The sequence below is a fragment of the Pseudomonas paraglycinae genome (genome assembly GCF_021601625.1).
GTDB lineage: Bacteria > Pseudomonadota > Gammaproteobacteria > Pseudomonadales > Pseudomonadaceae > Aquipseudomonas > Aquipseudomonas paraglycinae.
Genome location: NZ_BQHR01000003.1, coordinates 451,694 through 471,607 on the forward strand (window position 1 = coordinate 451,694; position 19,914 = coordinate 471,607).

A 19,914-nucleotide genomic window follows, 5' to 3' on the forward strand; every position below is an offset into this window, starting at 1 on the left:
ATGTTGTGGCCAGGGACTCTGATTGGAGCCGGAGCGGGTTTTGCTATCGCCAGCATTCCGGGGGCCATGCTTGGTGCTTTGTTGGGGCAGGCGCTGGATCGGCGTCTGCATTTGCAGAGCTGGGGGCATTTGCGGGAAAAACTCGGCGGTCGGCCGATGCTGCGCAACGACGAGCTGTTGTTCGTGTTGCTCGGGCGTCTGGCCAAGAGCGACGGGCGGGTCACGGACGGTCACATCCAGCAGGCGCGTCACGAGATGCGCGCGCTGGAAATGAGCGAGCCGGCGCAGCGCCGGGCGATTGCCGCGTTCAATCGCGGCAAGTCAGGCAACGACAATCTGCGCGGTTATCTGCGTCGGTTGAGTGCTCAGCCTCATGCGGCCGAAGGCGTGTTGCGAGCCTGTTGGCGAATGGTCTGGGCCGATGGCCGGGCCGGTGTCAGCGAGCGGGAATTGCTGGCGCAGTGGGGCAAGTGGCTGGGCTGGACGACGCACCAGATTCAGGCGCTGGCGGCGGACTACGAGCCACACAAGCGTCCGATCGTCAGCGCGGCGGTGAGTTATCAGGAGGCGATGCGCCTGCTCGGCGTATCGGCCACCAGTGAACCGGCGCAGATCAAGCGTGCCTATCGGCGTCTGCTCAGCCGACATCACCCGGACAAGGTGGCCGGTACGGGCGCTACGCCGGCGCAGGTGCGCGAGGCCACCGACAGGACCCGCGAATTGCACAATGCCTACACGTTGATTCGCGAACGGCGGGATTTTCGTTAGGCATAAAAAAATCGCAGCGTCGGGCTGCGATTTTTTTGTCTGCGTTTTGACGGTCCGGACTTTTAGTCCGGGCTCTGCGGATTCAGCCAGCCACGCACCCGGCGGAACAATTGCTCCTGCTCGGCCTTGTTGTCCGGCAGGGCCTTGAGTGCGACCTGACTGAAAGAGGACGTCTTCAGCCGCTTGCTCGCCTGCATGCGCTCCAGTGCCGAGTTGCGGTCCGGCGCCTTATCCATGTAGAAAATGTCGGCTGTCGGCAGTTTCAGGGTCGGCGTCAGTTCCACCAGTTCCGGTTTGGCCTTGGCCGGGGTCTGTGCGGCCACCAGCAGCAGCTTCTCGACCTGCGAGCTCTGTCGCTCGCTCACGTAACGCGCCGCCCAGTAGGCGCCGGTACCATGACCGAGCACGACGATGCTGCGCGCGCTTTGTTGTTCGGCGTAGGCCAGTGCCGCGTCGATGCGAGCGAAGATTCGCTCGGCATCGGCCTTGGACTGTTCCTCGGTGGTTTCGGCAACGACCTTGTCGGCCACATCGGCTTCGCCGCCGGCGGCTTGTTCGATCGGCTCGGCGGTGGTCGAATCCTTGCTGCCCGGGTCGGCGGTTTTCGGTGCGGCGGGGGCTTCAGCCACGCGCGGTGCGATGGCATCGCTTTGCAGATCGGGCAGGGTGATACTCAGGCTGCTCCACTCGACGTCCGGCAACTTGCGGCGCAACGGGCCGATCGCCTGGGGCCAGTCGGCGGTTTCGCCAGCGCCGGGAATGAGGATCACCGCGCCCTTGGGTTCGGCGGTGTTGGCCGGTTTCCACAGGGCGAGGAAGGTGTCGCTGCCGGCTTGCAGTTGCTGTTGTTCCTGGGCCGGAACCTTGCGTTCGAGTGCCGCGGCTTCTTCCTGACTACGCTCAAGCAGTGGCTGGCGTTCGACCGGTTTTTCTTCGGCGGCTTTTTCTGCGGCGGGGGCAGGTGCCGGATCCGCGGCTTCGACGGAAAACGCACAAGGCAGGATCAGCGACAGGCACAATGCTGGCATTGCCAGGCGATAGACAGGGGGCATCGGTTATTCCAGGCCAGAAGTTATCCCGGCAGCCTAATGGGTTGGTCAGAATTTGTCAGTGTATGAGACTTCAATGATGCGTTTTTGCTGCCTGTGGGTTATCGGCTGTCTGGCGTTTCCCTTGATGGGCTGGGCGGCGCCTGCGCCACCGAGCCACCTCGCGCGGTTGTCGGCGAGCGAACAACAGTGGCTCGCGCAGCACAATGAATTGCGCGTGGGCCTGGTGTTGCAGGCGCCGTACGCGCAATACGACCGGCGCTTGCAGCGGCTGTCAGGGGCCAACGTCGAAGTGATGAAGGCATTGGCCAGGGCGCTGAATGTCGAGCTGAGCTGGCGCAATTTTCAGGATCTGGCCCAACTCGAGGCCGCTGCCCGGGACGGCGAAATCGACATCGCCCCAGGGCTGACCCAGACCCCGAGCGGGCTGCGTCTTTGGCAGTTTTCCGACCCGTACATGCGCGTGCCGCAACTGGTGGTCAGCGACCAGAAGAGCAGTGCGACCGTGGAGCTGGAAAAACTCGACAGCCAGACCCGCGTCGCCGTGCGCATGCCCGGCGTCACCGCCGATTACCTGCGCGGCAACTATCCCCACCTGAATCTGCAAGGCGTACCGATGGAGCGTCAGGCGCTGCAACTGTTGCTGAGTCAGCAGGCGTCCTACGCGGTGGTCGATGAGGCGCAGCTCGGCCGGTTGTCGGTGGAACCGGAGTTTGCCGGGCTGGTGGTGGTCGGTGATATCGGTCTGCCGCAACTGCTGCGCATCGGCACCCGCCGCGACTGGCCGGAACTGGCCGGAATCGTTGAAAGCGCCCTGCGCGCAATCCCGGCCAAGAATCTGGAACGCCTGCATGCGCAATGGCTGCAACCCAAGTATCCACGGCTTTCCGAGTCGCCGGGCTTCTGGCAGAACCTGAGTCTGTTGTTCGCAGTGTTGCTGCTCAGCTGCGTGGCCATCGTGTTCTGGCAACGCCGCCAGCAACGCAGTCTTGAACAACGTTTGTTCGACGCGCGTGAAGACATCGCCCTGCGTGCCGCCAGCGAAGAAGCCCTGCGCCTGACCCAGTTTTCCATCGATCAGAGCACCGTCGGCATTCTCTGGGTCAACTGGGACAGCCATGTGCGCTACGCCAACCGTGCGGCAGAAAACATGCTCGGTTATCCACAGGACGCCATCATTGATCGGCCGTTGATCGACTTCGAACCGGGCCTGCACATGGACCGCTGGCTCAACCTGTGGAAACGCGCCCGGGCCAGCGAAGAAGGGCCGCTTAGTTTTGAAACCAACTGTGTGCGGGCCGATGGCAGTGTGCTGCCGGCGGACGTGTCGCTGAGTTTCCTGCGTTTTCGTGATGGCGAATACCTGGTGGTTTATCTCACCGATGTCACCGAGCGCCGTCGTGCCCTGGCTGCGTTGCAGGAAAGCGAGGCGCGGCTGCAAGGCATCGCGGCCAATGTGCCGGGGCTGGTGTTCCGTCTCGAGCGCGCACCGGTCACCGGGCAGATCGACTTTGCCTACATCAGCGAGGGCAGCGAAAGTCTGGTCGGCTACGCGCCGGCCGCCATCGCCCATCGCGACATGGGCCTGCGCAGCCTGGTGCATCCGGATGACCGGGCCGCTTATCACCAGACCCAGGATCAAGCGCTGGACACCGACAGCGACTGGTCGTGGCAGGGCCGGATCCTCACGCGCCAGGGCGAGCAACGCTGGGCCGAAATCAAGGCGATCACCCGTCAGCTGGAAGGCGGTTCATATGTCTGGGACGGCATTGTCTGGGACATCACCGAAAGCAAACGCATCGAACTGGAGCTGGCGGCCTCCCGCGAGCAACTGCGCGAATTGTCGGCGCACCTGGAAAGCGTGCGGGAAGAGGAAAAGGCGCGCATCGCCCGCGAGGTTCACGATGAGCTGGGGCAGATGCTGACGGTGCTGAAACTGGAGACATCGATGTGCGAACTGGCCTACGCGCAACTCGACCCCGGTCTGAACGAACGGCTCAACAGCATGAAACGCCTGATCGCCCAGTTGTTCCAGCTGGTGCGCGATGTGGCGACGGCGTTGCGCCCGCCGATTCTCGATGCCGGGATCGCCTCGGCGATCGAGTGGCAGGCGCGGCGGTTCGAGGCGCGCACGCAAATTCCGTGTCTGGTGCAGGTGCCGGACAACCTTGCGCCGCTCAGCGACGCCAAGGCCATCGGCCTGTTCCGCATTCTTCAGGAGGCGCTGACCAACGTCATGCGCCATGCCCAGGCGCATACTGTTGAACTGACGCTGGCGCAGGAAGGCGACGAATTGTGTCTGACGGTCAGCGATGATGGCGTAGGATTTGTCGCCGCTGCCGGCAGGCCGACATCCTTTGGACTGGTGGGCATGCGCGAGCGGGTGTTGATCATGGGCGGGCAGCTGTCACTCGACAGCGAGCCGGGCGAGGGCACCACGCTGAGCGTGCGGGTGCCACTGGATGAGGAGAAGTAAGTGATCCGTGTACTGGTAGCCGAAGACCACACCATCGTTCGCGAAGGCATCAAGCAATTGATCGGCCTGGCCAAGGATCTGCAAGTGGTGGGGGAGGCGAGCAATGGCGAGCAGTTGCTCGAAACCTTGCGCAACGTGCCCTGCGAAGTGGTGCTGCTGGATATCTCGATGCCCGGCGTCAACGGGCTCGAAGCGATTCCAAGGATCCGCGCGCTGAACCATCCGCCGGCGATTCTGGTGCTGTCGATGCACGACGAAGCGCAGATGGCCGCCCGGGCGCTGAAGATCGGCGCCGCCGGGTATGCGACCAAGGACAGTGATCCGGCGCTGCTGCTGACGGCGATCCGCAAGGTCGCGGCCGGCGGGCGCTACATCGATCCGGAGCTGGCCGACCGCATGGTCTTCGAAGTCGGCCTGACCGATGCGCGGCCACTGCACTCGCTGCTGTCGGAGCGCGAGTTCTCGGTGTTCGAACGCCTGGCCCAGGGCGCCAACGTCAACGATATCGCCCAGCAACTGGCCCTGAGCAGCAAGACCATCAGCACCCACAAGGCGCGGCTGATGCAGAAGCTCAACATCACTTCGCTCGCCGAGCTGGTGAAGTACGCGATGGAACACAAGCTGCTCTGAGCGACATATCCAATAGCGACAAGCGCTTTTGCCGGTTCTGACGGCTTGAGCCCCGACCCATGCGTCGGGTTTGCCAAAACGCGCCATCCTTGTAGGGCAATCCCTACCCCCGGCCTTCCATCCGGCTGAGGCGATTCTCTCCTGCGCCCCGATTTGCGTGACTGCAAGCAGCCACTAGGCTTAATCCCACAGCAGTCATCAATAACAAAGGTGTGGGTATGAGCCAGGTCGAATCAAACGCAGGGGCCAGCGATGTGCTGGTCAGCTTTCGTGGAGTGCAGAAGAGCTACGACGGCGAGAACCTGATCGTCAAAGACCTCAACCTGGACATTCGCAAGGGCGAATTCCTCACCTTGCTCGGGCCGTCCGGCTCGGGCAAAACCACCAGCCTGATGATGCTCGCCGGTTTCGAAACGCCGACCGCCGGTGAAATCCTCCTGGCCGGGCGGGCGATCAACAACGTGCCGCCGCACAAGCGCGACATCGGCATGGTGTTCCAGAACTACGCGTTGTTCCCGCACATGACTGTCGCTGAAAACCTCGCGTTCCCGCTGACCGTGCGCGGCCTGAACAAGAGCGATGTCAGCGACAAGGTCAAGAAAGTCCTGAGCATGGTCCAGCTCGACGCGTTCGCATCGCGTTACCCGGCGCAACTGTCCGGCGGTCAGCAACAGCGTGTGGCACTGGCTCGCGCGCTGGTGTTCGAACCACAACTGGTGCTGATGGACGAACCCCTCGGCGCTCTCGACAAACAATTGCGCGAACACATGCAGATGGAAATCAAACACCTGCACCAGCGCCTTGGCGTAACCGTGGTCTACGTGACCCACGACCAAGGCGAAGCCCTGACCATGTCCGACCGCGTTGCCGTATTCCACCAGGGCGAGATCCAGCAGATCGCCCCGCCACGCACCCTCTACGAAGAACCGAAAAACACCTTCGTCGCCAACTTCATCGGCGAAAACAACCGCCTCAACGGTCGCCTGCTCAGCCAGAACGGCGAGCGTTGTGTGGTCGAGCTGGGGCGTGGGGAAAAGGTCGAGGCGCTGGCGGTCAACATCGGCCAGACCGGCGAGCCGGTCACTCTGTCGATCCGTCCGGAGCGCGTCAGCCTCAACGGTTCGAGTGACCAATGCGTCAACCGCTTCTCCGGGCGGGTGGCCGAATTCATCTATCTGGGCGACCACGTCCGGGTGCGCCTGGAAGTCTGCGGCAAGACCGACTTCTTCGTGAAACAACCGATTGCCGAGCTCGATCCTGCGCTCGCAGTCGGCGACGTGGTTCCGCTTGGCTGGCAGGTCGAGCACGTTCGCGCGCTCGATCCTCTTCTAGAGGCGCACTGAAACGCCCCGCAATACCAACACCAACCCTGCACGTGGAGAGAACAATAAATGTTGAGATCCCTGAAGTTCACAGCCCTGACCCTGGGCCTGATGGGTGCGGCAAGCGCAATGGCCGCTGGGCCGGATCTGACCGTGGTGTCGTTTGGCGGGGCGAACAAGGCGGCGCAAGTCAAAGCCTTCTACGCACCGTGGGAAGCGGCGGGCAACGGCAAGATCGTCGCCGGCGAGTACAACGGTGAGATGGCCAAGGTCAAAGCCATGGTCGACACCAAGAGCGTGTCCTGGGATCTGGTAGAGGTTGAATCGCCGGAGCTGTCCCGTGGCTGCGACGAAGACATGTTCGAGCAACTGGATCCTGCGCTGTTCGGCAAGTCCGAAGACTACGTCAAAGGCGCGATCCAGCCGTGCGGCGTGGGCTTCTTCGTGTGGTCGACCGTGCTGGCCTACAACGCCGACAAGCTGAAAACCGCACCGACCAGCTGGGCGGATTTCTGGGACACCAAGAAATTCCCGGGCAAGCGCGGCCTGCGCAAAGGCGCCAAGTACACCCTCGAATTCGCACTGATGGCCGACGGCGTTGCGCCGAAAGACGTCTACAAGGAACTGGCCAGCAAGGGCGGTCAGGATCGTGCGTTCAAGAAACTCGACGAGCTGAAACCGAACATTCAATGGTGGGAAGCCGGCGCCCAGCCGCCGCAATACCTCGCTTCCGGTGACGTGGTCATGAGCTCGGCCTACAACGGTCGTATTGCTGCGGTGCAGAAAGAATCCAACCTGAAAGTGGTGTGGAACGGCGGCATCTACGACTTCGACGCATGGGCCATTCCGAAAGGCCTGGACGCCAAGCGTGCGGAAGCGGCGAAGAAGTTCATCGCGTTCTCGGTGCAGCCGCAACAGCAGAAGACCTACTCGGAAAACATCGCCTACGGCCCGGCCAACTCCCAGGCAGTGCCATTGCTGGACAAGGCAATCCTGAAAGACATGCCGACCACCCCGGAAAACATCGCCAACCAGGTGCAGATCGACGTCAGCTTCTGGGCTGACAACGGCGAGCAACTGGAGCAGCGCTTCAATTCCTGGGCTGCGAAGTAACCACGTCACACGGGCCGACGGCTACCGGATGATCGTTCCCACGTCGAGGCGTCGAACCGTCTGCGTGGGAATGCCGCCCGGGACGCTCCGCGTCCCTGTGACGCAGAGCGTCACTGAATGCGTTCCCGCGCAGAGCGTGGGAACGATCAGTACCCCAAGTTCGAGGCGGTATTCGCCGCCTCTGTAACGATCAAAGATTTGCGGAGTACGTCATGGCCATCGCCGTTCCCCTGAACGAGGGCAACAGCCCCACCTTGAAGCAGCGGCTCAAGCACGCCGAGCGGGTCAACCGCTGGAAGGCCCAGGCGCTGATCGCGCCGCTGGTGCTGTTTCTGTTGCTGGTGTTCCTGGTGCCGATCGTGGCGCTGCTCTATAAAAGTGTCGGCAACCCGGAAGTGGTCGGCGGCATGCCGCGCACCGTGACCGCGATTGCTGCGTGGGACGGCCGAGGACTGCCCGCAGAACCGGTCTACAAAGCCGCCAGCGAAGACCTCGCCGAAGCGCGCAAAAACCAGACCCTGGGCGATCTGTCCAAACGCCTGAACATGGAGTTGGCCGGCTATCGCAGCCTGCTGACCAAAACCGCCCGCTCGCTGCCATTCGCCAGCGAACCGGCCTCTTATAAAGAAGCGCTGGAGGGCCTCGACGAGCGTTGGGGCGATCCGGCCTACTGGCAAGCGGTGAAGCGCAACACCAGCAGCATCACCCCGTTCTATCTGTTGGCGGCGGTGGATCACCGCATCGACGACCTCGGCGAAATTGCCCCGGCCACCCCGGATCAGGCGATCTACCTCGACATCTTCGCCCGGACTTTCTGGATGGGCCTGATCATCACCGTGATCTGCCTGGTGCTGGCCTATCCGCTGGCGTACCTGCTGGCCAACCTGCCGTCGCGTCAGAGCAACCTGCTGATGATTCTGGTGCTGCTGCCGTTCTGGACGTCGATTCTGGTGCGTGTCGCCGCGTGGATCGTGTTGCTGCAATCCGGTGGTTTGATCAACAGCGCGCTGATGGCGATGGGCATCATCGATAAACCGCTGGAGCTGGTGTTCAACCGCACCGGGGTCTACATCTCGATGGTGCACATCCTGCTGCCGTTCATGATCCTGCCGATCTACAGCGTGATGAAAGGCATCTCGCCGACCTACATGCGCGCTGCGATTTCCCTCGGCTGCCATCCGTTCGCCAGTTTCTGGCGGGTGTACTTCCCGCAGACCTATGCCGGTGTCGGCGCCGGTTGCCTGTTGGTGTTCATCCTCGCCATCGGCTACTACATCACCCCGGCACTGCTGGGCAGCCCGAACGATCAGATGGTCAGCTACTTCGTCGCGTTCTACACCAACACCAGCATCAACTGGGGCATGGCCACTGCACTCGGCGGCTTGTTGCTGCTGGCGACCGTGGTGCTTTATCTGATCTACAGCTGGCTGGTGGGCGCCAGTCGCCTGCGCCTGAGCTAAGGGGAATTTGAAATGCTGAGTCCTTATATGTCGCCCGTCGAGCGGGTGTGGTTCTACAGCTTGCGGATCCTCTGCGGCTTGATCCTGTTGTTTCTGATCCTGCCGGTGCTGGTGATCGTGCCGCTGTCGTTCAACTCGGGCAGTTTTCTGGTGTACCCGCTGCAAGGCTTTTCGCTGCACTGGTACCAGGACTTCTTCGCCTCGGCGGAATGGATGCGCGCGTTGAAGAACAGCATCATCGTCGCCCCGGCCGCGACCGTGCTGGCGATGGTGTTCGGCACGCTGGCGGCCATCGGCCTGACCCGTGGCGACTTCCCCGGCAAGCCGCTGGTGATGGCGCTGGTGATTTCACCGATGGTGGTGCCGGTGGTGATCATCGGCGTGGCCAGTTACCTGTTCTTCGCGCCGCTGGGGCTGGGCAACAGTTTCTTTTCGCTGATCGTGGTGCACGCGGTGTTGGGTGTACCGTTCGTGATCATCACGGTGTCGGCGACGTTGCAGGGATTCAACCATAACTTGGTGCGGGCGGCGGCCAGCCTGGGCGCCTCGCCACTGACTACGTTCCGTCGGGTGACCTTGCCGTTGATTGCGCCGGGGGTGATTTCCGGGGCGCTGTTTGCCTTTGCGACATCGTTCGATGAAGTGGTGGTGACGTTGTTCCTTGCAGGTCCCGAGCAGGCGACGTTGCCTCGGCAGATGTTCAGCGGGATTCGCGAGAACCTGAGTCCGACGATTGCGGCGGCTGCAACGCTACTGATTGCCTTCTCGGTGATTCTGCTGCTGACGCTGGAGTGGTTGCGTGGGCGGAGTGAGAAGCTGCGTACTGCCCAAGTTTAGTATCAGGCTCAAGAGCCACCCCTCACCCCAACCCTCTCCCCAGAGGGGAGAGGGGGAAAGGGAGCCGATCTCTATGCTTTTCAAAATTTGAGTTCAACTCGGTAATTCAGGTCAATGGATGGCGAAAGTTCACCACGGTCAGTCCCCTCTCCCTCCGGGAGAGGGTTAGGGTGAGGGCGCTCTTGTTCCTGCTTCAGTCATTCACACCCTGAATACCAGACAACCCGAATTCCCCAGCTACGCTTGTGCTCAGCTCCCACATCTATAAGAGGCTGCGCACGATGAGTCTTTCCTCGTTCAAGATCGCTCACAAACTGATCACCGGCGCCGGGGCCATCGAGCAACTGGCGGCCGAGCTCACCCGACTGGATATCGACAACCCGCTGATCGTTACCGATGCCGCGCTGGTCAAGTCCGGCACGGTAGAGCTGGCGCTGGCGCAGATCGGCGAGCGTGAATATGAAATCTTCGACCGCGTGTTGCCCGATCCGGAAATCGCCATCGTCGAAGACTGCATGCGCGTCTATCGCGAAGGCGGGCATGACGGTCTGATCGGCCTCGGGGGCGGCAGTGCCATCGACATCGCCAAGAGCGTCGCGGCTTACGCCGGTTATCACGGTGCACTGGAGGATCTGTTCGGCGTCGATCAGGTGCCGCGCAAAGGTCCGCCGCTGATCGCCATCCCGACCACGGCCGGCACCGGTTCCGAAGTGACCAACGTCGCTATCCTGTCGGACAAGGTCGCCCAACTTAAGAAGGGCATCGTCAGCGACTACCTGTTGCCGGACGTGGCGCTGGTCAGTCCGCAAATGACCCTGACCTGTCCGCGCAGTGTCACCGCCGCCAGTGGCGTCGATGCGCTGGTGCATGCCATCGAGTCCTACCTGTCGCTGAATGCCTCGCCGATCACCGATTCACTGGCCATCGGCGCGATCAAGTTGATCGCCCGATCCTTGCCCAAGGCCTACGCCAATCCGTCCAACCTGCAAGCCCGGGAGGATATGGCCACCGCCAGCCTGATGGCCGGCATGGCGTTCGGCAATGCCGGGGTCGGCGCGGTGCATGCGCTGGCGTATCCGCTGGGCGGGCGCTTCAACATTGCTCACGGCGTCAGTAATGCGTTGCTGCTGCCGTATGTCATGACCTGGAACAAGATGGCCTGCGTCGAACGGATGCAGGATATTGCCGAAGCCATGGGGGTGAAGACCGCTCATCTGAGTCTCAATGAAGCGGCCGATAGCGCCGTCGCGGCGATGACCGAACTCTGTGCGGCGGTAGAAATCCCGCAGGGTCTGCGCAGTTTCGGCGTGCCTGAAGAAGCGATCCCGGCTATGGCGGTGGAGGCCGCCGGGATCGAACGCCTGATGCGCAACAACCCGCGCAAGCTCAGTGCTGCCGACATCGAGAAGATCTACCGGGCGGCGTACTGAGAACCCGCCGGTCATCGGTCATGGCACAACCCAATCATCGCGGTCACGGTGCGCGCGCGGAAACTTGAGGTATACAATGCGCGCCATCGTGATTTAGCTCAGAAAAGGTGCGTCATGCAGCCCTTCGTTATTGCTCCGTCGATTCTCTCCGCCGACTTCGCCCGCCTGGGCGAGGAAGTGGACAACGTTCTGGCCGCCGGTGCCGACTTCGTTCACTTCGATGTCATGGACAACCACTATGTGCCGAACCTGACCATCGGCCCGATGGTCTGCGCCGCGCTGCGCAAGTACGGCGTGACCGCGCCGATCGACGCGCACCTGATGGTCAGCCCGGTGGATCGCATCGTCGGCGACTTCATCGAGGCCGGCGCCACCTACATCACCTTCCACCCGGAAGCCACGCTGCACGTCGATCGCTCGCTGCAACTGATCCGAGAAGGCGGCTGCAAATCCGGCCTGGTGTTCAACCCGGCGACCCCGCTGGACGTGCTCAAGTATGTGATCGACAAGGTCGACATGGTCCTGCTGATGAGCGTCAACCCGGGCTTCGGCGGGCAGAAGTTCATCCCCGGCACCCTCGACAAGCTGCGCGAAGCGCGGGCGATCATCGATGCTTCGGGCCGTGACATCCGCCTGGAAATCGACGGCGGCGTCAACGTCAACAACATCCGTGAAATCGCTGCCGCCGGCGCCGACACCTTCGTGGCCGGCTCGGCGATCTTCAATGCGCCGAACTATCAGGAAGTCATCGACAAGATGCGTTCCGAACTGGCGCTGGCTCGCCCATGAGCGGTTTTGAGCAGCTGTTCCCGGGGCAACTGCCGCGGTTGGTGATGTTCGATCTGGATGGCACGCTGATCGATTCGGTACCCGACCTGGCGGCGGCTGTGGATAACATGCTGCTCTCCCTCGGGCGCAAGCCTGCCGGTATCGAGTCGGTGCGCGAATGGGTCGGCAACGGTGCGCCGGTGCTGGTGCGCCGCGCGTTGGCCGGCGGCATCGATCATTCCGCCGTGGATGACGTCGAAGCCGAGCATGCGCTGGAGGTGTTCATGGAAGCCTACGGCGCCAGCCATGAGCTGACCGTGGTCTATCCCGGCGTGCGCGACACCCTGAAATGGCTGCACAAGCAGGGCGTGGCCATGGCGCTGATCACCAACAAGCCGGAGCGCTTCGTCGCGCCGCTGCTGGATCAGATGAAGATCGGCCGCTACTTCAAGTGGATCATCGGCGGCGACACCCTGCCGCAGAAGAAGCCTGACCCGGCGGCGCTGTTCTTTGTCATGAAGATGTCCGGTATCCCGGCCTCGCAATCGCTATTCGTCGGCGATTCGCGCAGCGACGTGCTGGCGGCGAAAGCGGCGGGGGTCAAATGCGTAGGGCTGAGTTATGGCTACAACCATGGCCGGCCGATTGCCGAGGAATCCCCGGCGCTGGTGATCGACGATCTGCGCAAGCTAATTCCCGGTTGCCTGGATACGGCCGCTGAGATAACGTTGCCCGACGCTTCTCAATCCCCTTCTGGAAACGCCATCGTGGTGGTCACCCGCAAACTCTGGATGAAAGTCATCAAGGCCCTGGCCCGCTGGCGTTGGCGCGCCTGACTTGTTCCTGGCCGGCCTGCCGGCGCGTTTGCACATCTGACTGATTTGCCCCTCACACCACGAGGCACCCTATGATCCGCGAAGAATTCCTGCGTCTGGCCGCTGACGGCTATAACCGCATTCCGCTGGCCTGCGAAACCCTGGCCGACTTCGACACCCCGCTGTCGATCTACCTGAAACTGGCCGACCAGCCCAACTCCTACCTGCTCGAATCGGTGCAGGGCGGCGAGAAATGGGGCCGTTACTCGATCATCGGCCTGCCGTGCCGCACCGTGCTGCGAGTTCACGATCATCACGTGAGCATCACCGTCGATGGTGTCGAGACCGAAAGCCATGACGTTGAAGACCCGCTGGCCTTCGTCGAAACCTTCAAGGCCCGCTACAACGTGCCGACCATTGCCGGTCTGCCGCGCTTCAACGGCGGTCTGGTGGGGTACTTCGGTTACGACTGCGTACGTTATGTAGAAAAGCGCCTCGGCAAATGCCCGAACCCGGATCCGCTGGGTGTGCCGGATATTCTGCTGATGGTCTCCGATGCGGTGGTGGTGTTCGACAACCTCGCCGGCAAGATGCACGCGATCGTGCTGGCCGACCCGGCGCAGTCCGATGCCTACGAGCAGGGCCAGGCGCAATTGCAGCAACTGCTGGAAAAACTGCGTCAGCCGATCACCCCGCGTCGTGGCCTGGATTTCAGCAAGCAGCAGGCGGCCGAGCCGGTGTTCCGCTCCAGTTTCACCCAGGACGACTACGAAAAAGCCGTCGACACCATCAAGGAATACATCCTCGCCGGTGACTGCATGCAGGTCGTGCCGTCCCAGCGCATGTCGATCGACTTCAAGGCGGCGCCGATCGATCTGTACCGCGCACTGCGTTGTTTCAACCCGACGCCGTACATGTACTTCTTCAACTTCGGCGATTTCCACGTCGTCGGCAGTTCGCCGGAAGTGCTGGTGCGGGTCGAAGACAACCTGATCACCGTGCGTCCGATTGCCGGCACCCGTCCTCGCGGGGCGACCGAAGAGGCGGACGTGGCGCTGGAGGAAGACCTGCTGTCCGACGACAAGGAGATCGCCGAGCACCTGATGCTGATCGACCTCGGTCGCAACGACACCGGACGCGTTTCGGAAATCGGCTCGGTGAAACTCACCGAGAAGATGGTCATCGAGCGTTATTCCAACGTGATGCACATCGTGTCTAACGTCACCGGTCAGTTAAAGACCGGGTTGACGGCGATGGACGCACTGCGGGCGATCCTGCCGGCGGGCACTTTGTCGGGCGCGCCGAAGATCCGTGCGATGGAAATCATCGACGAGCTGGAGCCGGTCAAACGTGGCGTGTATGGCGGGGCGGTCGGTTACTTCGCCTGGAACGGCAACATGGACACCGCGATTGCGATCCGTACCGCAGTGATCAAGAACGGCGAACTGCACGTGCAAGCGGGTGGCGGCATCGTCGCTGACTCGGTGCCGGCGCTGGAATGGGAAGAAACCATCAACAAGCGCCGGGCGATGTTCCGCGCTGTTGCGCTCGCCGAGCAAACCCCGGACTGAGTGATTGATGCTTCAGCTATAAAAAAAACGCGGCGCCTGTGAGGGCGCCGCGTTTTTTATGGCCTGCGAATCAGAAGTCGAGCGCTACGCCGACGTTGATCCCTTGCTGGGTGAAGTCGTCATCCTTGCGGATGTCGTAGCTCGCGCGCAATGCCAGATCCTTGGTGAGGTTGTGGCTCACGCCGAGGTTCAGGCGGTTCAGGTTGGTTTGAGGGGCGTAGCCGGCCAGGGTATAGCGGTTGTTCGGCAGGCTGTTGAGGTTCATCGTCACATTCTGGGTGTCGTCATTGTACTCGCGCTCATGAGCCAGTTCGCCGAACACCTGGGTCTGCGAGGTGATCTGGTACTTGCCCTGGATCCCGAGACCGAGACGCCGGGAAATGCGCGACTGGTCATCGAACGTCAGGGCGGTGGAGTCGGCGCCGTTTTCCGAGTAACCATCGACTTCAACCTTGGCGAAATCGGCGCTGACGAACGGCGACAGGTGCCATGGGCTGCTCGCTTCTGGCGCAATGTCGTAACCCACGCGTCCGCTGAAAGCCAGAACATAGCCGTCGGTATCGCCTTTCTCGCCGCGTTCGTTGACCCCCAGCTGGAATTTGCGTTTGAGGCTGTCGTAATCCAGATGACCGGCGGTCACGGCTGCATCACCCCACCAGCGGTTCTGCTGGTACTGGGCGAACGCGGTACCGAGGTAGGTGTTCAGCTTGTAGTCCGAGTCGTTGTCGCCGGCCTCGAGTTTCTGGTTGTAGAAACCGGCCGCCACGCCCACGCGCCAGGCGTCGTTGAGACGGTAGCTGCCGCCGATGTTCAGGTTGTAACCGTTGCCATCGGCGCTTGCGCCGCTGCGTTGGCTGTCGAAGTCCTGTTGCTGGCCGCCGCCGGCGACAATCGCCCGCCATTGGCCAACGGCCTGCCAGTTTTCCCAATCCGCCAGCCACTGGTTGCGCAGTTCATCCTGATGCGAGCGCAGGGTGCCTTGAGCCATTTGCGGCAACAGGGTCGCTTCCCATGGTGCGGCCAGCAGCGAGTAGGCGTAATCGGCAATCAGGCGCTGCCCGGCTTCGGTCGGGTGGACGGCGTCGTTGTAGATCAGCTTGGTCGGATCCGGGGTGGCGCTGTTGATGCCATACCGGGCGTTTTCCGTGCAGCTGTTGCCGCTGAAGCAGGTGCCGACCAGATTCTGGTCGGTCGCCAGGCCGAACTGCGCCGGATTGGCGAATGCCTCTTTGAGCAGAACAGGGACGTTCAGCGGGATGACGTTGGCGTTGACGCTCTGCAATTGGCTGACCAGTTCGGTGTTGAACTGGGCGCTGAGTTGCGAGGTGAAGGCCTGTAGCGGCGAGCCGTTGATGGCTGGAGTCAGGCCGATGTCCGGCAACAGCCAGACCATGATGTAGCGGGCGCCGGCGCCTTGCAGCGTGCGGACGCTGTCGACCAGTCGATCGGCGGCGGCATTCGCCTGCGGAAGACTGGTGACGCGGCCCTGTAGGAAATCGTTACCGCCCCCGGTCAGGTAATACAGGGCATTCGGGTCCGCGCGGAAACCGTTCGACGGCAGATAACCGGCGCGGGTGCGTTCGCCGGTGGCGGACTGGCTGGTGATCGAGTCGAGAATCTGGTCGGTGCGGTAGCCGCCGACAGCCCAGTTGTTACCGTCCGGCTGGCCTTGGCCGGCACGAACTGCCGAGGACGAGGAGGCGGTTTGATCCGGTGTGAAGCCGAGTCGGCCACCGAGCAGTTGCGTCGAGTTCAGCGAGCGGAGTTCACCGCTGCCGTCCAGATACACCGGGCCGGTGCGGTTGGTGTAGCGCTGCGTGGCGCCGGCCGGGCCGCCGCTGTCAGTGAAAGTCCCGGCATCGCTCAGGCTGTCGCCGAAAACCACGAAATTCGAATAAGGATTGGGTGCGGCGTTCGCCTGGGCGCAGGCCATCGCGAGCAGGCATCCGGCGAGCGGTACAAACAACGTCTGTTTGATCATGAGCAAGTCCGTTTATTTATTGTTGTAGTGAACGAAACGACAGTACCAAAAACTTCCGGCGTTTTGCCATCGGTCGTCAACCCTCCCATTGTTTTATCCCCCACGGCCCCGGCCATATTGCACGCTCCGCCCAGCTAAGTTACTGTGCCGAAACGTATGAACGAGACCTTCCCCGTGTTGATCACCAGCAAACTTCTGGATCAAGTCATCAAGGCACACGCCCGCTGGCGTTGGCGCGCCTGAATCTTTTCTGCCGGCCCCGCCGGATCTGTATCGCTTTGCCTTCCTTGCCCGTTTGAAATGCCGCTGTGCCGATGCGACCTGCGCGTCCGGCAGTGTGCAGCGCCCTGGCAAGTCATCCGAAGGCTGTCTTCAAGTCAGAATTCAAGAGGTTCGAAACGCCATGTTGCTGATGATCGACAACTACGACTCCTTTACTTACAACGTTGTGCAATACCTCGGCGAGCTGGGTGCCGAGGTCAAGGTGGTGCGCAACGACGAACTGACCATTGCCGAAATCGAAGCGCTCAACCCTGAGCGGATCGTCGTATCCCCTGGCCCGTGCACACCGACCGAAGCCGGCATCTCCATCGAAGCCATCAAGCACTTCGCCGGCAAACTGCCGATCCTCGGCGTCTGCCTCGGTCACCAGTCCATCGGCCAGGCTTTTGGCGGCGATGTCGTCCGCGCCCGGCAAGTGATGCACGGTAAGACTAGCCCGGTATTCCACGAGGACAAGGGCGTGTTTGCCGGTCTGAACCGTCCGCTGACCGTCACCCGCTATCATTCCCTGATCGTCAAACACGAAACGTTGCCCGATTGCCTAGAGCTGACGGCGTGGACCCAGCACGATGACGGTTCGGTCGACGAAATCATGGGCCTGCGTCACAAGACCCTGAACATCGAGGGCGTACAGTTCCACCCGGAATCGATCCTCACCGAACAGGGCCATGAACTGTTTGCCAACTTCCTCAAACAAACCGGCGGCACGCGCTAAGGACTTTCCATGAATATCAAGACAGCCCTGAGCCGTATCGTCGATCACCTCGACCTCAGCACCGATGAAATGCGCGACGTGATGCGCGAAATCATGACCGGCCAATGCACTGACGCGCAGATCGGCGCGTTCATGATGGCCATGCGCATGAAGAGCGAGAGCATCGACGAGATCGTCGGCGCCGTGTCGGTGATGCGCGAGCTGGCGGACAAGGTCGAACTCAAGACCCTCGACGGCGTGGTCGATGTGGTCGGCACCGGCGGTGACGGGGCAAACATTTTCAACGTGTCGACCGCGTCTTCCTTTGTGGTCGCCGCAGCTGGCTGCACCGTGGCCAAACACGGTAACCGTGCAGTGTCGGGCAAGAGCGGCAGTGCCGACTTGCTGGAAGCCGCCGGCATCTACCTCAACCTGACCCCGGTTCAGGTGGCGCGCTGCATCGATAACGTCGGCATCGGCTTCATGTTTGCCCAGACTCACCACAAAGCCATGAAATACGCCGCCGGCCCGCGTCGCGATCTCGGCCTGCGTACCTTGTTCAACATGCTCGGCCCGCTTACGAATCCGGCCGGTGTGAAACATCAGGTGGTGGGCGTGTTCACCCCGGCGCTGTGCCGGCCGTTGGCTGAAGTCTTGCAGCGTCTGGGCAGCAAGCACGTGCTGGTGGTGCATTCGAAGGACGGTCTGGACGAATTCAGTCTGGCGGCGCCGACGTTTGTCGCCGAGCTGAAGGACGATCAGATCACCGAATATTGGGTCGAGCCGGAAGATCTGGGCATGAAGAGCCAGAGCCTGCACGGCCTGTCGGTCGAAGGCCCGGAAGCGTCGCTGGCGCTGATCCGCGATGCACTCGGCAAGCGCAAGACCGAGAACGGTCAGAAGGCTGCCGAAATGATCGTGCTCAATGCCGGTGCGGCGCTGTACGCCGCCGACCTGGCGACAAGTCTGAAAGAGGGCGTGGCACTGGCCCACGACGCTCTGCACACCGGTCTTGCTCGGGAGAAACTCGAGGAGTTGGGTGCCTTTACCGCGGTATTCAAAGTGGAGAATGAGGGATGAGTGTACCGACGGTTCTGGAAAACATTCTGGCCCGCAAGGTTCAGGAAGTCGCCGAGCGTAGCGCTCGTGTGAGCCTGAGCGAGCTGGAAAGTCTGGCCAAGGCGGCCGATGCACCCCGTGGTTTTGCCCAGGCATTGCTGGCGCAGGCCAAGAAGAAACAACCGGCAGTGATCGCCGAAATCAAGAAAGCGTCGCCGAGCAAGGGCGTGATCCGCGAGAACTTCGTTCCTGCCGACATCGCCAAAAGCTACGAGAAGGGCGGGGCGACCTGCCTGTCGGTGCTGACCGACATCGACTACTTCCAGGGCGCCGATGCCTACCTGCAACAGGCCCGCGCGGCCTGCTCGCTGCCGGTGATCCGCAAGGACTTCAAGATCGATCCGTACCAGATCGTCGAAGCCCGTGCGCTGGGCGCCGATTGTGTGTTGTTGATCGTCTCCGCACTGGATGACGTGAAAATGGCCGAATTGGCGTCGGTCGCCAAAGACGTCGGCCTCGATGTGCTGGTGGAAGTGCACGACGGCGATGAGCTGGAGCGCGCGCTGAAAACCCTCGACACGCCGCTGGTCGGGGTCAACAACCGCAATCTGCACACTTTTGACGTCAGCCTGGAAACCACCCTCGACCTGCTGCCGCGCATTCCGCGCGATCGTCTGGTGATCACCGAGAGCGGGATCCTCAACCGTGCCGATGTCGAACTGATGGAAATCAGCGACGTTTACGCGTTCCTGGTCGGCGAAGCATTCATGCGCGCCGAAAGCCCGGGCATCGAACTGCAGCGTCTGTTTTTCCCGGAGCGCGGCGTTCCGGTGAGCGGTTCGACCCTCGACTGATCGAGTCTTCGCAGGCGCCCGTTCCCCTGTGGGAGCGGGCTTGCCCGCGAAGGCGGCATAAGATTCACCTCAGACTCAACGTCCTATGGAAACCTTATGATCCCCACGTCCCTGACCATCGAAGCCGGTCTGCAAGCCGAACAGGATCTGCTGGCCTCGGTCTGCGCTGGTGATGCCGAATTTGGCTTGCTGTTCTGGCAGCCCAGCGACCGCGCTTTGGTCATGCCACGTCGTTTGAACCGCTTGCCCGGATTCGATCACGCCTGTGAAGTCTCCGCTGCTGCCGGTTGGCCGGTGTTGCTGCGTGAAACCGGCGGCGAACCGGTTCCGCAATCGGCGTCGACCATCAATATTGCGCTTGTCTACGCACCGCCTCGCAGCGAAGGCGATCTGAACCGTATCGAAACCGGTTACCGGCGTCTGTGTGATCCGATCTGTGAGTTGCTGGATGAGTTGGGTGGCACTTCGTCGCTGGGGGAAATCGACGGTGCGTTCTGCGACGGTCGCTTCAACGTCAATCTCGACGGTCGCAAGATGGTCGGCACCGCTCAGCGCTGGCGCCAGAGTCAGGGTGGTCAGCGTCCGGTGGGGTTGGTGCACGGGGCGATGCTGGTGGATGACGAACGTGAGTCGATGGTCGCGGCGGTCAACCGCTTCAACGAAGCGTGTGGTCTGGAGCAGCGGGTCCGTGCCGCCAGCCACATCGCTTTGCATGAGAAATTCCCGGCGCCCCATGCACTGGCGCGTCTCGATGAACTCTTTCGTTTGATGCTGGCGCAGATCTACGCCGGTTGAGCTTTGGAAC

At 62.0% G+C, this 19,914-nt stretch carries 17 protein-coding genes; 15 read left to right on the forward strand and 2 right to left on the reverse strand.

The genetic code is table 11. From position 1 onward, the window contains the following. Nucleotides 1–768 carry a TerB family tellurite resistance protein gene (locus L6D82_RS06660; protein WP_236188430.1) on the forward strand — a complete coding sequence of 256 codons (768 nt, stop codon included), beginning with the start codon at nucleotides 1–3 and terminating at the stop codon, nucleotides 766–768. 62 nt (nucleotides 769–830) lie between these two features. On the opposite strand, the gene L6D82_RS06665 is transcribed toward L6D82_RS06660, so the two are convergent. Next, a complete protein-coding gene (locus tag L6D82_RS06665; RefSeq protein WP_236188432.1) occupies nucleotides 831–1,820 on the reverse strand; it encodes an alpha/beta hydrolase family protein in 990 nt (329 codons plus the stop codon). A 73-nt stretch (nucleotides 1,821–1,893) separates the two neighbouring features. On the opposite strand from L6D82_RS06665, the gene L6D82_RS06670 reads away from it, so the two are divergent. The 10 genes from L6D82_RS06670 (at nucleotide 1,894) to trpE (ending at nucleotide 14,239) form a co-directional block, all read left to right on the forward strand. Next, nucleotides 1,894–4,293: a PAS domain-containing sensor histidine kinase gene (locus L6D82_RS06670; protein ID WP_236188433.1), complete on the forward strand. Its 2,400-nt coding sequence runs from the start codon at nucleotides 1,894–1,896 to the stop codon at nucleotides 4,291–4,293. Next, the gene (locus tag L6D82_RS06675; RefSeq protein WP_011336200.1) at nucleotides 4,294–4,923 is read left to right on the forward strand and encodes a response regulator; all 630 of its coding nucleotides are present in this window, start codon (nucleotides 4,294–4,296) and stop codon (nucleotides 4,921–4,923) included. 218 nt (nucleotides 4,924–5,141) lie between these two features. After that, entirely contained in the window at nucleotides 5,142–6,266 is a 1,125-nt protein-coding gene (locus L6D82_RS06680; protein WP_007959931.1) for an ABC transporter ATP-binding protein, read from the forward strand. A 48-nt stretch (nucleotides 6,267–6,314) separates the two neighbouring features. Next, nucleotides 6,315–7,358, forward strand: coding sequence for an ABC transporter substrate-binding protein (locus L6D82_RS06685; protein ID WP_007959933.1), 1,044 nt, complete (start codon nucleotides 6,315–6,317; stop codon nucleotides 7,356–7,358). 212 nt (nucleotides 7,359–7,570) lie between these two features. Further along, entirely contained in the window at nucleotides 7,571–8,818 is a 1,248-nt protein-coding gene (locus tag L6D82_RS06690; protein WP_007959935.1) for an ABC transporter permease, read from the forward strand. A gap of 12 nt (nucleotides 8,819–8,830) precedes the next feature. After that, the gene (locus L6D82_RS06695) at nucleotides 8,831–9,655 is read left to right on the forward strand and encodes an ABC transporter permease (protein ID WP_103385421.1); all 825 of its coding nucleotides are present in this window, start codon (nucleotides 8,831–8,833) and stop codon (nucleotides 9,653–9,655) included. A 281-nt stretch (nucleotides 9,656–9,936) separates the two neighbouring features. Beyond that, nucleotides 9,937–11,085 (forward strand): iron-containing alcohol dehydrogenase, encoded by a 1,149-nt coding sequence (locus L6D82_RS06700; protein WP_236188436.1) that lies wholly within the window; start codon nucleotides 9,937–9,939, stop codon nucleotides 11,083–11,085. 114 nt (nucleotides 11,086–11,199) lie between these two features. After that, nucleotides 11,200–11,874 carry a ribulose-phosphate 3-epimerase gene (gene rpe, locus L6D82_RS06705; RefSeq protein ID WP_007918813.1) on the forward strand — a complete coding sequence of 225 codons (675 nt, stop codon included), beginning with the start codon at nucleotides 11,200–11,202 and terminating at the stop codon, nucleotides 11,872–11,874. After that, complete coding sequence (locus L6D82_RS06710; protein WP_039768095.1) at nucleotides 11,871–12,689, forward strand: phosphoglycolate phosphatase; 819 nt, start codon at nucleotides 11,871–11,873, stop codon at nucleotides 12,687–12,689. Before rpe ends, L6D82_RS06710 begins: the two co-directional genes overlap by 4 nt. Nucleotides 12,690–12,760: 71 nt before the next feature. Further along, a complete protein-coding gene (gene trpE / locus L6D82_RS06715) occupies nucleotides 12,761–14,239 on the forward strand; it encodes an anthranilate synthase component I (RefSeq protein ID WP_102685682.1) in 1,479 nt (492 codons plus the stop codon). 70 nt (nucleotides 14,240–14,309) lie between these two features. Here the strand turns inward: trpE and estP are convergent, their stop codons facing one another. Then, nucleotides 14,310–16,220, reverse strand: a complete 1,911-nt coding sequence (gene estP / locus L6D82_RS06720) for an esterase EstP (protein WP_129972170.1) — start codon at nucleotides 16,218–16,220, stop codon at nucleotides 14,310–14,312. A gap of 403 nt (nucleotides 16,221–16,623) precedes the next feature. Here estP and L6D82_RS06725 point away from each other — a divergent pair, with 403 nt between their 5' ends. From L6D82_RS06725 to L6D82_RS06740, 4 genes are all read left to right on the forward strand, one after another. Then, nucleotides 16,624–17,217 (forward strand): aminodeoxychorismate/anthranilate synthase component II, encoded by a 594-nt coding sequence (locus L6D82_RS06725; RefSeq protein ID WP_007956309.1) that lies wholly within the window; start codon nucleotides 16,624–16,626, stop codon nucleotides 17,215–17,217. A gap of 9 nt (nucleotides 17,218–17,226) precedes the next feature. Further along, entirely contained in the window at nucleotides 17,227–18,276 is a 1,050-nt protein-coding gene (trpD, locus tag L6D82_RS06730) for an anthranilate phosphoribosyltransferase (RefSeq protein ID WP_039768098.1), read from the forward strand. Continuing rightward, on the forward strand, nucleotides 18,273–19,109 hold the full coding sequence (gene trpC, locus L6D82_RS06735; RefSeq protein ID WP_236188438.1) for an indole-3-glycerol phosphate synthase TrpC: 837 nt from the start codon (nucleotides 18,273–18,275) through the stop codon (nucleotides 19,107–19,109). Before trpD ends, trpC begins: the two co-directional genes overlap by 4 nt. 96 nt (nucleotides 19,110–19,205) lie before the next feature. After that, nucleotides 19,206–19,904, forward strand: a complete 699-nt coding sequence (locus L6D82_RS06740) for a lipoate--protein ligase family protein (protein WP_011336191.1) — start codon at nucleotides 19,206–19,208, stop codon at nucleotides 19,902–19,904. The last annotated feature ends 10 nt before the right edge of the window (nucleotides 19,905–19,914 follow it).